Raw genomic sequence first — 16265 nt, 5'->3', positions numbered from 1 at the left:
GCGCACAACTGGGAGAAGAATGTTGAGCAAACTATCAATAGCTGTTGTCGGCGCCGGCATCACAGGACTCTGGCAGGCCTTTACGCACGCACGCGCGGGCCATCGTGTTCGCCTCGTCGAGCGAAGCAGCGAGCCTTTTTCCTCCTGCGCGAGTCGCTTGGCGGCGGCGATGATTGCCCCCGAATGCGAGGCAGAGGGCGCACCGCCAATCGTTCGCGATCTCGGCCGCGAAAGTATCGCGCTGTGGCACAAGGCTTATCCCGCGACCGTCGTCAACGGCACGCTCGTCGTCGCGCCGCCGCGTGATGGCGCCGACCTCACCCGCTTCGAACAGATGACCGAACGGCACGAGGTCGTTGCCGCGCAGCGCATCGCGAAGCTCGAACCGGATCTCGCCGGACGCTTCGAGCGCGGGCTCTTCTATCCGGACGAAGCCCACGTCGTGGCGACGGAAGCACTGCGATGGCTGCTGTCTGAAGGACGCGCGCTGGGCGTGACGACCGAGTTCGGCCAGCCTTACAAACCCAACGGCGAGGATGTGACGATCGATTGCCGCGGAATTGGCGCAAGGCAAGATATTCCGTCGCTTCGCGGTGTCCGCGGTGAGCGCATTCTTATTCAATCGCGCGAACTCGGCTTGTCGCGCCCAGTGCGGCTACTGCATCCGCGCCAGTCGATCTACATCGTGCCGCAGGGCGACGGCCGATACGTTATCGGCGCAAGTTTGCTGGAGCGCGAGGACGACATTCCGATGACGGTGAAGTCGGCGCTCGATCTCCTGGGCTCCGCTTACGCATTGCACCCTGCATTCGGCGAAGCGTCGATCCTCGACATGGGCGCGGGCATCCGGCCAGCCTTCCCGGACAACATCCCGCGCGCGATCATCGAAGACGGCGGCAAGACGATCCGTGTGAACGGCACCTACCGCCACGGATTTCTTCTCGCGCCCGCGCTGGCAAAAGCCGTGTCTGGATTTCTGTCAGACGGCCGACGTGACAGCCCGCTCTTCGACAGCCCCGGCGCTTGATCCAGCCTTTTCCGCTATCGCCTTTTTCGCCAGTTCGAGCGACGCGACATAGTCCGGCTTACCCGAGCCGAGCAGCGGAATTTTGCTGACGACAAGAATATCGGCGGGGATCATCAGCTCCGTCGCTCCCTTGCGCCGCGCGAACTGAATGAACGCCTCGCGCGTGCACTTTGGATCGGTCGTCAGCAGGGCCAACCGTTCCCCCTTGCGCGCGTCGGGAAGCGCTACGACGAGGGTGATCAAGGTCGGCCAAAGCTCGGCAGCCAGCGCCTCGACCGCCGACAGCGACACCATCTCGCCCGCGATTTTCGCGAACCGCTTCGCTCGGCCCTTGATCGTGATGAAGCCTTGCGCATCGATTTCGACGATGTCGCCGGTATCGTACCAGCCGTTGGAAGGCGGTTCGAGAACGCCGGGATTCTCGGTGCGATAATAGCCGAGCATCACGTTCGGTCCGCGCACGTAAAGCCGCCCGCCCATCTCTATTCCCGGCACAGGATCGAGACGCGCCTGCATCAGCGGCGACAGGCGGCCGACGGTGCCGGCCTTGTTGGCGAGCGGCGTGTTGATGGCGAGCACAGGCGCAGTTTCGGTCACGCCGTAGCCCTCGAGAATGCGCACGCCGAAGCGGTCCATGTAGAGCTGTCGCGTTCGTTCCTTGACGGCTTCCGCGCCTGCGAGCACGAGGCGCACGCGCGCAAAGTCATAAGGATGCGCAACGCGCGCATATCCGGCGAGGAACGTATCCGTACCGAACATGATCGTCGCGTTCGAGCCGTAGACGAGTTCCGGAATGATGCGGTAGTGCAGCGGCGTCGGATAGAGATAGACCGGCACGCCCGCGACCAGCGGCATCAGCAGTCCGGCCGTCAGACCGAACGAATGAAACACCGGCAGCGCGTTGAAAACCTTGTCGCTGCCGTTGCACGCGACGCGCGTCAGGCTTTGCGCGCAGTTGGCGAGCAGATTTCGGTGGGAAAGAACGACGCCCTTGGGCAAACCTTCCGACCCTGACGTGAATAGGATCGCAGCCGGTGCATTGCAGTCGCGCTCGACCTGCGGCTTGCCGCCTTGCGCCAGGCCTTTGATCTTATCGGCGAACGTAACGGTCGCGCGCACGTCTTCGAGATAGATGATCCGCGCGACCGTGCTGATCGCCTGCACGAGCGGTTCGAAATGCCCCTTCTCGACGAACACGCGCGAGGTCAGAACCACAGTGACGTTTGCCGCTTTGCACGCCGCGATGACATTCGCGGCGCCAGCCGTGAAGTTCAGCATCGCCGGAACGCGACCGGTCGTTTGAAGGGCGAAGAACGTCACCGCGACGCCGGCCGAATTCGGCAGAAGCACGCCGACCGATTGTCCGGGCTCCGGCAGCATCGGCGCGAGCTTCGCACCCAGCACTTGGGCTCCAACGATGAGCTTCTTGTACGAAAGCTTTGTGCCGAGCGGGTCCTGGATCGCGGGCTTTCCGGTGTCGCGCGTGTGTCGCGCCTGCACGAGCGCCTCGAACAGCGTCTGGTCGATCGGCGTCGTCAGAACTGCGGAGTCCGTCATCACGTCCTGCAAAGCCGCGCCCGCCGCCAAGCGCCGTTGCTTGCCGCGCAGGTTCGGATCGATGTTCAGCTTGACCGGCGGCAGGATCGTCACCGTCGTTTTCGGAAACCACGCCTTTTTGGTTTGCGCTTTGCTCAGGTATCCGAAATGCGAGCGCTCGAGGCCGTCGATGCGCACCGGAATGACCGGCGCATCCGCCTTGTCCGCGATCATCGCGGTGCCATCGTAGACTTTCATCAGGCCGCCGGTGACCGTCAGCCGCCCTTCGGGGAAAATGACGAGCGACGAGCCGTCCTTCACGTCCTGAATGAGATGCCGCATGCCGAGCGGCCGCGTCGGATCGATGGCGTAGGATTTGGCGAGCTTCAGGAACGGCTTCACCCACCACGTATTCGCCATGCCGGTGTCGATGGCGAACGTCGCATGCGACGGCAGCAGCGCATGCATCAAGGCCGCATCGAGAAGACTGACGTGATTGGGCGCGATGATCGCCTTCTCGCCGGGAGCGGGAAGATTCTCGAGGCCCTTCACCTCCAGGCCGAACAACGTCTTGAACAGGAAGACGCCGACATCCTTGACGCCCTCCGCGCCCCACGCGCGCAAGACGAGCGCAACGACGATGAGATTGGCAACGCCGATGCCCGCATAGAGCAGCGCAACGGAGACTTTCTCGTATTGAAGCGTTGCGACCGCGAGTCCAGCGAACGTCATGAATGCAGCCGAAAGCACATTACATCCGGCGATTACGCGCGAGCGGCGCTCGACGGGCGACCACGCCTGCACGGCGGCGAACGACGGCACGATGAAAAGTCCGCCTGCAAACGCGATGCCTGCGAGATCGAGCAGCATGTGAATGCCGCTGAACGACGCCAGCAGTTCCGAAACGCCGATCGGTTGCGGCGCTGGCGTGATCCGCGACGCCAGCAGCGCGAGATCGATGAGGAACAGGCCCATCAGCAGCGCGCCGATCGGAACGAGTGCCAGATTCGGACGGTTCTTGCTTGCGCTTGCGGCGACCATCGATCCCGCCGCGACCGATACCGCGAATGTAAAGAGCGCGAGCGTGTAGACCGAGGGAGCGCCGTTCAGCGTGTGCGGAATGAGGTTCTGCAACAGCGCCAGCACGACTGCGCCGACAAGCCAGAACCAGGACGTGATGAGCGCGCCCTGCCAGATGCGCCTGTCGCTGCGCAGGTCCTTGATGAGCGTCACCGTCGACGTGACGATGTTTTTGTCGACGACAAGGTCTGAAACTGTCGACGGCGCTGCAGGAATAAGTCGCGCGCACAGCCAGCCCGCGATCGAGATCGCGACGATGGCGGCGGCGACGAGGCCGATCTCCCGGTCGCCTCCGGAAGCAAAATTGCCACCGATCGTGCCGAGCAGGATCGCGATGAACGTCGCGCCTTCGATCAGCGCGTTGCCCGCCGGAAGCTCCTTAAGTTCGAGATGCGTCGGCAGCAGTCCGTATTTCACCGGCCCGAAGAAAGCGCTGAGCGTTCCGAACAGGATCAGTGCCACGAATAGCAACGGCACCGAAGGCAGCAGAAACCCGACGGCCGCCGCCAGCGCGATCGGGATTTCGAACAGTCTGACGCGCGCCGCCACCCGCGCTTTATCGAACTTATCGGCATATTGACCTGCGAGCGCGGAAAATAGAAAAAACGGCACGATCAGCGCCGCGCCCGCCAGCGTCCCGATCGCCGGACCGTTTTCCATTGCGAGGCGATAGACGACCAGCATCGCCAGCGCGTTCTTGAGGAGGTTGTCGTTCAACGCCGCGAGCAGCTGGCTCCAGAACAGCGGAGCAAAGCGGCGGGAAGCCATCAGGTGCGAAAACATCCGGGTCATCCTCAATGGGAACGTGCGGTAGGCTGGCGGGAAGGAACGTAGGCAATACGGCAGATTGGCGGTGCTTTGACCCGTTCACCGCGTTTACGCTAATAAATCAGAAAATCCTCTAGCAAACGCCGCGAAAAGGCCTACTTGCAGCAGGTGCACGAGGACGAGCCAATGTTGAACGCGATGCCGAAAATTGAACTGATCGTCAATGGCCGCAAGTCCGAAACGCGAGCACAAACGCTGGCCGCGCTTCTGGATGAGCAGGAGCTGTCTGATGCCAAAGTCGCAACCGCGCTGAACGGTCATTTCGTGTCCGCGGCGAAGCGTGGTACGACGCCCCTCAAAGCCGGCGATAGCGTCGAGATCGTCTCCGCGCGCCAGGGCGGCTGAATGAGTACCTCGCAATCGATGAACGTCCGGGATCAACGTCTGCATAAAGAGCAATTGCTGTCGCTTTATGGCGTGTCGGTGCCCTCACGACTTCTTCTCGGCACGGCAGGATACCCATCGCCCGCAATTCTCGCCGACGCGGCGACAGCTTCGCGAGCGTCGATCGTGACGGTCTCTTTGCGTCGCGAGGCGGCGGGGGGGAAAATCGGCGAGCGCTTTCTCGACATCATCAAAAATCTTGGCGTCCGCGTTCTTCCCAACACCGCCGGATGCCGCACGGCGCGCGACGCGATCGCGACGGCTGAAATGGCACGCGAACTGTTCGGCACCGATTGGGTCAAGCTCGAAGTCATCGCCAACGACGACACGTTGCAGCCGGACGTGTTCGGACTCGTCGAAGCCGCGCGCATCCTCAATACCAACGGCTTCAAGGTCTTTCCCTATACGACGGAAGATCTCTCCGTGGCCGAACGCCTGCAGCAGGCGGGCTGCGAGGTCATCATGCCGTGGGCGGCGCCGATCGGCAGCGGCCGTGGTCTGGCGAACGTCGCCGCGCTCAAAAGTTTGAGAGCCTATTTTCCCGACGCAAAACTCATAATCGACGCAGGTATCGGCGCGCCCTCGCATGCGGCCCACGCGATGGAGCTTGGCTATGACGCCGTGTTGCTCAACACCGCTGTCGCCAAAGCTGCCGATCCGGTCCGCATGGCGGAAGCCTTCGCCAATGCCATCGTTGCCGGACGCATCGGCTACGACGCCGGTCTGATGCCCGCGCGCGACATGGCCGTACCATCGACGCCGGTTGCGGGCACGCCATTCTTTGACATCGAATAGACTGGATTTGAATCGAATGCCGGTGAAGCTCGCGCCGTTCTACCCCATCGTCCCCGATATCGGCTGGCTCGAACGCATCGTGCCGCTCGGCGTCAAGCTGGTGCAACTCAGGATCAAGGATGCGGCGCGGGACGACGTCATCGATCAGACACGGCGAGCGCTCGCCGTGACGCGGGCGCACGGCTGCCAACTGGTCGTGAACGACTATTGGGACGTCGCCATCGAAGCCGGCGCCGATTTCATCCATCTTGGTCAAGATGACCTTGAGACCGCCGACCTCGCCGCGCTGCGGCAAGCCGGAGTTCGGTTCGGCGTCTCGACACATGACGAAGCGGAACTCGCGAAGGCTCTGTCGGTAAACCCTGATTACGTCGCGCTCGGCCCGATCTACCCGACCAAGCTGAAGGTCATGCCTTGGGCGCCGCAAGGCCTTGAACGGATTAAGTTATGGCGCAGCAAAATCGGGGCGCTACCACTTGTCGCGATCGGAGGGCTGACGCCGGATCGAGCCGATGGCGCGGTCGACGCGGGTGCGAATAGCTTGGCGGTGATTACCGATTTTGTAACCGCCGAGGACGCAAATGCGCGGGTCAAAGAATGGCTCGCATGGGCGGCCGGCAGACAAAACTGACTGGCGCGTTCGCCTCGGCTGATTTGACAGAAGCGCCCGTTCCGGTGGAATAATTCCCCGCCCAACTCCCCGACAACCCTGAAGGTGCCTCGCGCTCATGCCGTACAGGTTCAAGATCGACGAGCCGGTTGAGAAGGGATTTCGGCGTATCGCGCGCGAGCAGCTCGATTTGGCTTTGCAGGAACTCGCCGCTCAGGAAGTGCAACCCAAAGGCGTGCACGAAAGCCGGAAAGCTCTGAAGCGTCTGCGCGCGCTCGTGCGATTGGCTGCGCCCGCGCTCGGTGCGGACAGGGCGCGCAAGCGCAACAATACCCTGAGCGAGATCGCACAACTTCTTGCCGGACACCGCGATCAGGCGGTGATGCTCGATACGCTGAAGAAGCTCGGGGAAGAGAATGGTCCGGATGGCGCGGCAACGCTTGCTCCGCTCACGGCGCATTTCGCCAAGGCGTCTGCCGATGCGCAGCAACCGCTCGATCCCGGTTCCGCCGCGCAGGCCCGCTTGATGCTTCTGCGCGAAGCCAAGAAATTCGCGCGCGTCCGTATTCGCAAAAGAGGTTTTGCAGCTCTCGAAGGGGGGCTCGAGAAGAGCTATCGCCACGCGCGCAAGTCCTTGAAAATCGCCTACAGCGAACCAGCGGACGAAACATTCCATACGTTGCGCAAATCGGTGCAATGGCATTGGCGGCAGATGAGCCTGCTGGCGCGCGCCTGGCCCGAAGAATTCGCGATCCGGGTCGCTGACGCTCGCGAGCTGTCGCAACTCCTCGGCGACGATCATGATTTGGCGCTGCTCATTGCCGAAACCGCGAATGCGGACGATATTTCGGCCGACCAGAAGGAAGACATCGTCGCCTTGTGCCGCCGAAAGCAACAGACGTTGCGTCTTGAAGCGGAGTTCCGCGCCAAACGGCTTTTCGCGGAGATGCCTCAGCCATTTATCAAGCGGATGCGGGCCTACTGGAAGTTCGGCAGCGGGATGCGTGCTCGCGAACTCCCTCATCTGACGCATGCGGAAGAACCGCAGGCGCTGCATCTGGCATCCTCGGAAACTCCGAAAAGCCACGGCGAGATCAAGCCCGCCCTGGGCAAGCCCAGGCTTGCGGCGAAAGAAGAGCCCGCGTCGCCTTCGCAACGCCGCGCTTGATCCGCTGATTTGTAGATTCCATTGTTGAACGGGACGCGGATGAACGAAGCGCCGAAATCGATAACTCCTGCGGATACGGCGTCGGCCTTTCCGCCGGGCCATAAGAACGTCGCACACGGACGTATCGGCGTCCTGTTGCTCAACCTCGGTACGCCCGATGGCACCGGTTATTGGCCGATGCGGCGCTATTTGAAGGAATTCCTCTCCGACGAGCGCGTCATCGAGGAGCCGCGCTGGAAGTGGTGGCCGATCCTCAATCTCATCATTCTGACCGTCCGTCCCGGCCGCAAGGGCAAGGACTACGCGACGATCTGGAATAACGAGAAGAATGAAAGCCCGATCAAGACGATCAGTCGGAACCAGGCCGTCGAACTCGCAGAACGTCTGAAAGACCACGACGGCATCATCGTCGATTGGGCGATGCGTTACGCCAATCCGTCGACGGAAAGCCGCATTCAGGCGCTGAAAGACCAGGGCTGCGACCGCATTCTGCTGCTCCCTCTCTATCCGCAATACGCCGCGCCGACGACTGCGACCGCCGCCGATCAGGCCTTTCGCGCTTTGATGAAAATGCGTTGGCAGCCCGCGATCCGCCTGGCACCCGCCTACTACGACGATCCCGCGTATATCGACGCCCTCGCGCGTTCGATGCGGCAAAGCCTTGCGAAGCTCGACTTCGAGCCGGAGAAAATCATCGCGACGTTTCACGGCATGCCCGAGAAATATTTCGCGGCGGGCGATCCGTATCATTGCCAATGCCAGAAGACGTCGAGGCTATTGCGCGAGGCACTCGGCATCGCGCCGGATCGCTGGCTGACGACATTCCAGTCGCGCTTCGGCAATGATCCGTGGCTGCAGCCTTATACGGACAAGACGGTCGAAGCTCTCGCCAAATCCGGAACGAAAAGGCTCGCGCTCGTGGCGCCGGGATTTTCCGCCGATTGCCTCGAGACGCTCGAAGAACTCGACAGCGAGAACCGGCATTACTTTGAATCGAACGGGGGCGAGAAATTCGCCTATCTGCCGGCGCTCAACGACAGCCCCGAAGGCATAGACGTCATCGAGGCGGTTGTGCGGCGTGAGTTGCAAGGCTGGATCTGACAGCCGTCGTCGATCCCGCTTACGCCGCGCCGTTCAAGCGACTCCGAGACGCAGCAGGTCGTGAATGTGCACGAGGCCAACCGGCTTCTGCTTCTCGACCACGAACAGCGCCGTGATCGACGACGCGTTGATGAGTTCGAGCGCCGCTGAAGCGAGCATCGTCGGCGAAATCGTTTTCGGCTTCGCCGTCATGATCTGATCGACGCTGGCCCGGACGAGATCAGCGCCCATATGCCGGCGCAAGTCGCCGTCGGTGATGACCCCGATGAGTCGGCCGCGCTTTTCGACGACGCCGACGCAGCCGAAGCTCTTCTCGGTCATCGTGACCAGCGCATTGGCCATCGTCTCGCCGCTCTTGATCAGCGGCAGCCGTTCGCCCTTGTGCATGATGTCCGAGACGTACTTGAGGTTTGCGCCGAGCGACCCGCCGGGATGGAAAATCTTGAAGTCGTGCGCGGTGAATCCGCGGGCTTCGAGTAGGGCGATCGCGAGGCTGTCGCCGAGCGCGAGCTGCATCGTCGTCGACGTCGTCGGCGCGAGCCCGTGCGGGCAGGCCTCCTTCGTGCGCGGCAGAAGCAGAACGACATCGGCCTGTTCGCCGAGCGCCGACTTCGCCTGCGACGTGATCGCGATCAGCGGCACGGCAAAGCGGCGCGAATACGTGATGATCGGCTTGAGCTCGACCGTCTCGCCCGACCACGACAACGCCAGGATCAAGTCCGAGCGCGTGACCATCCCGAGATCGCCGTGCGACGCTTCGCTCGGATGCACGAAAAATGCGGGCGTCCCGGTCGATGCGAACGTGGCCGCGATCTTCTGCCCAACGTGGCCGCTCTTGCCGATGCCGGTGACGATGACGCGTCCCTTGACCGCAACGAGACGGCGCATCGCCTCCTCGAATGGTCCGGCGAGATCGCCGTTCAGTTCGCTGGCGAGCTGAACGAGCCCTTCCGACTCGAGGTTGAGCGTCCTCACCGCCGAAGCGACACTGGCTTTGAGGCCTGACTTTGTGCTCGAAGCAGCAGGCCGGGCGCTGGAACCGCGGAACGGGACCACTTTGGTCATTGGTGAGACGAGTCCTTCCCCCGTTGAGGCGCGTCCTGAGCCGAGCCCGCAAAACATGCCCTGATCTTATCAATTCCGCGCCGACGCCGCCATGCCGGAGCCGCGCTTTACCCCCGGCTTTAAAGGCACATTAACCAACGGTTTCTACGGTGAACGCGTTCAATTGTTTGCGTTCACGTGATTCTTTCATGGGGGCGCTCGCAAATGAGCGACCGGCGTCATGGCTGGTTTTATTGGAGCTTGGTCGTAGCGGTACTTTTAGTGCCCGCCGGCGCGCGGTTCGCGCATGCCCAAAGCGCAGCCCGGCAAAATCTGACCAACATCGAAGACCCCGCCGCCTCTGACGCATCCGAGCCCGGATCGGACGACGCCAATTCCGACGGCAGCGAGAGCGGCGATCCCACTTCCGCAGCTCCGACCGACGCTGACGGCAACCCGGCCGCGACGGACGATACGAGCGACCCGGACGACACGAATTCGTCCGCTGACCAAAACGATGCCGAAGAAAGCCCGCCGCAAGCTGGCACGCGCGACCCGGGCGAGGCCAACCCCGGCGACCTCGCCAACGGCGAGCCTCTGACGCCGCCGCAAGGCATCGACGTCTCTTCCGCAAGCGCGCGCGATCCAGCCGAAATCGACTTGCCAGATCAGCGCGCCGCGCGCCGCGATCCGCTGCTCTATCAAATCGAGGATCTGAACCCGATCACCGATAACCGGACGACGGCGCGCCTATTTCGCCAGGAGCCTTACGATCCAGTCGGCATCAGGATCGGCAGCTTCGTTCTGTTCCCGGAGCTGGACCTCGGAGCGTCCTACTATTCGAATGTCTTCCACGCTCCCTCGGCGAAATCGGATGTCGCGTTCGATGTCGTGCCATCGGCGCGTCTCGTTTCGAACTGGTCGCGCCATGCACTGGAATTCAGCGCCACCGGCATCTTGAGCTTCTATAACGACTACACGACGGAAGACGATCGCGACTATCAGCTCGAAGCGCGCGGCCGCCTTGACATCACGAGCCGCGCCAACATTCAGGCACTGATCTCGCGTCAGCAATCGTTCGAAGACCGCTCCGCGCTCGACGCGAGTTCGGTCGGCACGCGCGCCAAGATCATCGAAGATCGCGCTGAGGCGGCCTACAATCAGCGGTTCAATCGCCTGTCGCTGCAGCTGCGCGGCAGCATTAGCGACTACACCTACGGCTCGACCCAAGACTTAGGCGTGACGACGAACAACCAGGATCGCGACTACACTCAGTACGAGGAAGCCGCGCGCGTCATGTGGGAGCTGAAGCCGCAGCTTTCGCCGTTCTTCGAAGTCGCCGTCAATCATCGCGACTATGCGGAGGCCGCGCAGTCCGACGGCATCAATCGCACGTCAAATGGCGAGCGCTATCGCTTCGGCATTTCATTCGGCAACGACGGCGATATCGTGCGCGGCGAAGTCAGCCTCGGCTACGGCGTCCAGACGCCGAGCGATCGCCGACTGCATCCCGTTGATGGCCTGATTATCGACGCCAACGCGACGTGGCGCATCACGCCGCTGACGTCGATCCTGTTCAACGCCATGTCGGACGTATCCGAAACGACAACAGCCGACGTCGGCGGCGCATTCTACCGCTCGGCGAGCATCGGCATTCGCCACCAGCTAAGAAGCTATCTCGTCGTCTCCGCCGCCTTCAATTATTCGAACCAGGATTCGCAGGACGGCGTCATCAGCGACAACGAGTTCCGCGAAATCCTTGGTATCGAATACTTCGCCGACCGCAACACCGTGCTCTACGGCCGCTACGAGCACGTCAACTTCGACGGCATCGGCATCCCGAACGACTACGTCGGCGACGAGATCCACGTCGGCGTAAGGCTCCGCCGCTGACCTTAACTAAGCTCCGTCGAGCAACCGCTGAACCTCGCGCTTGAAGTCGCCCGCAAGCTCCTCGCGCTCCAGCGCCAACGCCACGTTCGCGGTCAGGAATCCGAGCTTCGAACCGCAGTCGTAAATCGTGCCGTTGAAGCGCACGGCGTGGAACGGCTGCTTGCCGTCCTGCATCAGCCGGATCATGGAGTCGGTGAGCTGAATTTCGCCGCCCGCGCCGCGCTCCTGCTTCTCCAGCAGCGAGAAAATGTCGGGCTGCAGAATATAGCGTCCCGTGATGTGAAGATTGGACGGCGCCGTTCCGGGCTTCGGCTTCTCGACCATTCCGGTAATCGTGGAAACGTCGGCCTTAGCGTCCTTCACGCCGACGATCCCGTACTGATGCGTCTGATCCTCGGGCACCGGCGCGACGGCGACGAGATTGCCGCCATGCTTGTTGTAAGCCGCTATCATGTCCGCGAGACACGACGTCCGGCCGTGATGGATCATGTCGGGAAGCAAGAGAGCGAACGGTTCATTGCCGACGATCTCGCGCGCGCACCAGACGGCGTGGCCGAGCCCCAACGGCGCTTGCTGGCGCGTAAAGCTCGTCTGCCCTGCAGCGGGAAGATCGCGCGCCAGAGCCTCGAGCTCTTTCGTCTTGTTCCGCGACGCCAGCGTTGCTTCGAGTTCGAACTGATTGTCGAAGTGATCTTCGATCACGGCCTTGTTGCGCCCGGTGACGAAGATGAAGTGCTCGATACCCGCGGCGCGCGCTTCGTCGACGACGTGCTGCAGCACCGGCCGGTCGACGACCGTCAGCATTTCCTTCGGTACGGCCTTCGTTGCCGGAAGAAAACGCGTCCCCAGTCCTGCGACGGGAAACACGGCTTTGCGAATGGGCCTGATCGCGGCGTTCATGTCTTGCTCCGGGAAAAATCAATCTGCTGCCAGCGCGGTCTCATGGATCGAGCGTGCCGGCTGCCGTTAACGCGCGGACGTGCGGAAAACGCGGCGGCGGCGACTGTTAGCGCCAATTTGCCGCCGCGGGTAGACGCAACGGGCCGCTGCAATCAATGTGCCTATAAAACTCGAACGACGGCAGCCGGGCGGAGCCGCAAAAATGCCCTTAAATCCGAGCATCGGGGTCATCATCGGAACAATGCCCGATCAGGGAGAATAACGGCGAGATGCGGCTGAGCAGATTGATCCAGGGTTTTGCCACAACGCTCGCCCTCGGCCTCGCAGTTATAGTCGGGGGTCAGGCGGCCACCGCGCGCCCGGCGACAGACTTCAAGACGTTCGTCGAAGGTGTCTGGCCGGATGCGAAGGCCGCAGGCGTCAGCCGCAAAACCTTCGACGCGGCCTTTAAAGGCGTCGAGCCCGATTACACAATTCCCGACCTCGATCTTCCCGACCGCCCGAAGATCGACAACAGCGGCCAGGCCGAGTTCACAAAAACCGCCGCCGATTATCTGTCAGCGCCCTATCTCGAAAAGCTTGGTGTTCAAGGTCGCGCCTTTCTCAAGGATCACGAAGCGGCGCTGAAGCGCATCGAAGCGCTGACCAGCGTCGACCGCTTTACGCTGGTCGCGATCTGGGGACGCGAGACGGCCTATGGCTCGTATCATCCGCCGAAGGACGCGATCCGCATGCTCGCAACGCTTGCCTACACCGGCAAGCGCAAGGACAAGTTTCGCGAGGAGCTGGTCGCGGCTTTGAAAATGCTTCAGATGGGCGTGCCGCGTTCGGACATGCGATCGTCGTGGGCAGGCGCCGTCGGACTGACGCAGGCGATGCCGACCGAATATCTGCAGTTCGCGATCGACGGCGATGGCGACGGCAAGATTGACATCTGGCGCTCGGTCGCTGACGCGCTCGCCTTCACCGCGAAGCAGCTCGAGGGCAAAGGCTGGGTACGCGGCGCGCGCTGGGGTTACGAGGTGATCGCGCCGGATCACGCCGACTGCTCGCTCGAAGGCCCGCCCGACGCGCGTCCCATCGCCGATTGGGTACGCATGGGGTTCAAACGCGCCGGCGGCAAACCATTCTCGCGCGATGAGCTTCAGCAGGAAGCCTATCTGATGATGCCGGGCGGCGCCTACGGTCCGGCGTTCCTGGCGGGGCAGAATTTCCGCGTCATTCGGCTCTACAACACATCCGACCTCTATGCGCTGTTCGTCGGCAACCTTTCCGACCGCATCCGCGGCGGCGGCAACTTCGTGACGCCGTGGAAGAACTTTGCGCAGCCGCGAACGACGACCGTTCACAATCTCCAGGTCCAGCTGCAGAAACTCGGCTACCCGATGGACAAGATCGACGGCAAGATCGGCTCCAACACGCGCAAGCAGATCGGGCTCTATCAGAAGGCTGCGCGCATCAAAATCGACTGCTGGCCCTCGGATTCGGTGCTCGCCTCGGCAAATGCGCAGGCAAATCGCTGAGCCTCGCGCGCCGAGACGTTGGAGAGTGGCCGCCGACGCGCTATGGTCCGGCAGGAATCGCTGAAGATTGAACCGCGTTTCGGAGAGGCGAAGGCACGCGCACGAATGGCTGATGCTTGGCAGAAACTCCGGCGTTCGTTCGCGGCGATTGCGCCTCTGGTCGCGCTCGTGCTCGCGCTTGGCGCGGCCGTGCCGGTCCCGGCAAACGCCGTCGACATGGAGCAGAACACGACCTTCCTGTCGCCGTTCCCCGACAACGACATCTACCAGGTGACCGTTTTCGGCGACGGCTTCGCGGAAGGCTTGCTCGGCGGCCTCGTGCAGGCATTCGGCTCCGACGTCCGTCTCAACATTCAGCGCCAGATCACGCCGATCGCCAACATCCCGACGTGGGACTTCGAAGGCAAGACGGCCGCGCTGGAACAGAAGATCTCCGAGCAGCCGCTCAACATCGCCATCGTGATGACGGGCGAGGATGACCGCAATCCGTTCCGCAATCCCGACAGCAAGCGCATCCAGGTCGGCACCGATGCCTGGATCACCGAATACACGCGGCGCATCGACAGGCTGATGCGCGCCTTCAAGCGCAAGAACGCCAGCGTCTATTGGGTCGGCCTGCCGAACTTCGCGCGCGGCGACGCCAACGAGCTGGCGCAGCGCATGAACGACGTCATTCGCGAGCGCGCCTATCTCAACGGCTATAAGTACATCGACGTGTATCAGGGCTTCGCCGACGAAAACGGCGCATATTCCGCATACGGGCCTGACCTCGAAGGCGCGATCCGGCTGTTGCGCGTGCGCGATGGGGTGAATTTCACGGCGGCGGGCAATCGCAGGCTGGCGCATTTCGTCGAGAAAGAGCTGCGCTCGGATCTGACGCAAGCCAAGAGCAATCGCAACGTCCCGCTGCTCGGAGCCGAAGCCGAACAGGAAAAGATCAATCCCGGCAACGCGGTCAAAACACCGGCGCCGTCGTCGCCCGTTGCTGACGCCGCGTCTGCGAACGCGAAAGTCCCCGTCGTTCGCAACACCGCGACCGACGGCACGCCGCCGTCTCAAACGAGCGCAGCGTCGGGCGATCAGAAGGCCGACAACGGCAAGATCACGCTGCGGCTCATCGGCAGCAACGGACGCGAGGAGACCCAAACGATCGAAGTTCTCCGCCCGGCGATCCCGGCGTCCGTGGTCGCCTTGATGGCGCGGCGCGAAGGCTCGGTGCCGCGCGGCGATCTCGTCGTCGACCAGATCGGCGGCGGTCTGACATTGATGAGCTCGATCACGCCGCCCGGCAACCGTGATCGCGGGCGTCTGTCACCGACGCAGGCGCCGTACTTCCGCTTGCTCGTCAAGGGCGAGCGCCTGCAGCCGAAGCCCGGCCGCGCCGATGACGTATCCTGGCCGCCGAAGAATGACTCGACCACCGATGCAAAACCGGCGGACCCGGTGCCGCGCGGTTAATTCCGCCGTAGCAGACGAACGTTGCCCCTGCGATGCGCCGCGGCCTCTGCGCGTCGGCGGGTTAAAGTCATGAGATGAGCGCTATCGTCTTCACAGCGGTTCTGTTCGCAGCGTTTCTTCACGCCGCCTGGAACGCACTCGTCAAAAGTGCTGCCGACAAGTTCCTGATGACGATCATGGTCGCGTCATCGGCCGCGTTTTTGGCCGCGGTCGCGCTGCCGTTTCTCCCGCAACCCGATGCTGAAAGCTGGCGATACATTCTGGCCTCGGCGCTGATCCACGTCGCCTATTTCACGCTCGTCGCGCTCGCCTACCACCACGCCGACATGAGCCAGACCTATCCATTGATGCGTGGAACGGCGCCGTTTCTGGTGGCGCTCGTTGGTGCGCTTGCGCTCGGAGAACCACTTTCGCCGGCCGCCTGGATCGGCATCAGCCTGATCTCGTTCGGCGTCTTGAGCATGGTTGGCCTCAGGCGCAGCGGCGACGGCAAGGGCGTCGCGATCGCACTCTGCAATGCTGCAGTCATCGCCGCCTACACGCTCGTCGATGGCCACGGCGTCCGGCTTTCCGGATCACCCGCCGGATATACGCTGTGGGTCTTTATGCTGACAGGAATCCCGCTCGCGGCATGGGTCATGGCCCGGCACGGCAAGACGGCGTTCGTTCGCGCGGGATTGGATTGGCGCGTTGGAATGCTCGGCGGTCTCGCGACGCTCGCCGCCTATAGTCTTGTCCTTTGGGCGATGATGGCCGCGCCCGTCGCAATCGTTGCAGCACTGCGCGAGACGTCAATCCTGTTCGGAACTGTCATCTCGGCTGTGATCTTGAAGGAAAACGTTGGTACGTCGCGGCTGGCCGCGGCGTGCATCATCGTGCTCGGCGCAATCGCGCTCCGTCTCGGGTGAACGAAGCATT

The 16265-nt window shown here is 62.7% G+C and carries 13 protein-coding genes; 10 read left to right on the top strand and 3 right to left on the bottom strand.

Features of this window, described 5'->3' with window-relative positions:
* The first annotated feature begins 19 nt into the window (after positions 1–19).
* Entirely contained in the window at positions 20–1027 is a 1008-nt protein-coding gene (locus tag HDEN_RS13165; protein ID WP_013216621.1) for an FAD-dependent oxidoreductase, read from the top strand.
* On the opposite strand, the gene HDEN_RS13160 is transcribed toward HDEN_RS13165, so the two are convergent.
* Positions 980–4426 (bottom strand): acyl-[ACP]--phospholipid O-acyltransferase, encoded by a 3447-nt coding sequence (locus HDEN_RS13160; protein ID WP_013216620.1) that lies wholly within the window; start codon positions 4424–4426, stop codon positions 980–982. The genes HDEN_RS13165 and HDEN_RS13160 overlap by 48 nt on opposite strands.
* 171 nt (positions 4427–4597) lie before the next feature.
* Between HDEN_RS13160 and thiS the strand changes: the two genes are divergently transcribed.
* The 5 genes from thiS to hemH all read left to right on the top strand — a co-directional run bounded on the left by thiS (position 4598) and on the right by hemH (position 8529).
* Positions 4598–4816, top strand: coding sequence for a sulfur carrier protein ThiS (gene thiS, locus HDEN_RS13155; RefSeq protein ID WP_013216619.1), 219 nt, complete (start codon positions 4598–4600; stop codon positions 4814–4816).
* A gap of 18 nt (positions 4817–4834) precedes the next feature.
* Positions 4835–5650: a thiazole synthase gene (locus HDEN_RS13150; RefSeq protein ID WP_049775319.1), complete on the top strand. Its 816-nt coding sequence runs from the start codon at positions 4835–4837 to the stop codon at positions 5648–5650.
* Between the two features lie 22 nt (positions 5651–5672).
* The gene (locus HDEN_RS13145) at positions 5673–6281 is read left to right on the top strand and encodes a thiamine phosphate synthase (RefSeq protein ID WP_041922035.1); all 609 of its coding nucleotides are present in this window, start codon (positions 5673–5675) and stop codon (positions 6279–6281) included.
* Positions 6282–6378: 97 nt separating this feature from the next.
* Complete coding sequence (locus HDEN_RS13140; RefSeq protein ID WP_013216616.1) at positions 6379–7428, top strand: CHAD domain-containing protein; 1050 nt, start codon at positions 6379–6381, stop codon at positions 7426–7428.
* A gap of 39 nt (positions 7429–7467) precedes the next feature.
* Complete coding sequence (hemH, locus tag HDEN_RS13135; protein ID WP_013216615.1) at positions 7468–8529, top strand: ferrochelatase; 1062 nt, start codon at positions 7468–7470, stop codon at positions 8527–8529.
* 33 nt (positions 8530–8562) lie between these two features.
* On the opposite strand, the gene HDEN_RS13130 is transcribed toward hemH, so the two are convergent.
* Complete coding sequence (locus HDEN_RS13130; RefSeq protein ID WP_013216614.1) at positions 8563–9594, bottom strand: KpsF/GutQ family sugar-phosphate isomerase; 1032 nt, start codon at positions 9592–9594, stop codon at positions 8563–8565.
* A 204-nt stretch (positions 9595–9798) separates the two neighbouring features.
* On the opposite strand from HDEN_RS13130, the gene HDEN_RS13125 reads away from it, so the two are divergent.
* Complete coding sequence (locus HDEN_RS13125; protein ID WP_013216613.1) at positions 9799–11466, top strand: outer membrane beta-barrel protein; 1668 nt, start codon at positions 9799–9801, stop codon at positions 11464–11466.
* Positions 11467–11472: 6 nt separating this feature from the next.
* Here HDEN_RS13125 and galU read toward each other — a convergent pair whose 3' ends face one another.
* Positions 11473–12366, bottom strand: a complete 894-nt coding sequence (gene galU, locus HDEN_RS13120; RefSeq protein WP_013216612.1) for a UTP--glucose-1-phosphate uridylyltransferase GalU — start codon at positions 12364–12366, stop codon at positions 11473–11475.
* 269 nt (positions 12367–12635) lie between these two features.
* Here galU and HDEN_RS13115 point away from each other — a divergent pair, with 269 nt between their 5' ends.
* From HDEN_RS13115 to HDEN_RS13105, 3 genes are all read left to right on the top strand, one after another.
* The gene (locus tag HDEN_RS13115) at positions 12636–13889 is read left to right on the top strand and encodes a lytic murein transglycosylase (protein ID WP_013216611.1); all 1254 of its coding nucleotides are present in this window, start codon (positions 12636–12638) and stop codon (positions 13887–13889) included.
* Positions 13890–13994: 105 nt separating this feature from the next.
* On the top strand, positions 13995–15347 hold the full coding sequence (locus HDEN_RS13110) for an SGNH/GDSL hydrolase family protein (RefSeq protein ID WP_013216610.1): 1353 nt from the start codon (positions 13995–13997) through the stop codon (positions 15345–15347).
* Positions 15348–15421: 74 nt separating this feature from the next.
* Positions 15422–16255 (top strand): EamA family transporter, encoded by an 834-nt coding sequence (locus HDEN_RS13105; protein ID WP_013216609.1) that lies wholly within the window; start codon positions 15422–15424, stop codon positions 16253–16255.
* The last annotated feature ends 10 nt before the right edge of the window (positions 16256–16265 follow it).

It is taken from the genome of Hyphomicrobium denitrificans ATCC 51888 (assembly GCF_000143145.1).
Taxonomy (GTDB): Bacteria; Pseudomonadota; Alphaproteobacteria; order Rhizobiales; family Hyphomicrobiaceae; genus Hyphomicrobium_B; species Hyphomicrobium_B denitrificans.
This window is presented reverse-complemented; position numbering and strand designations above follow the sequence as displayed.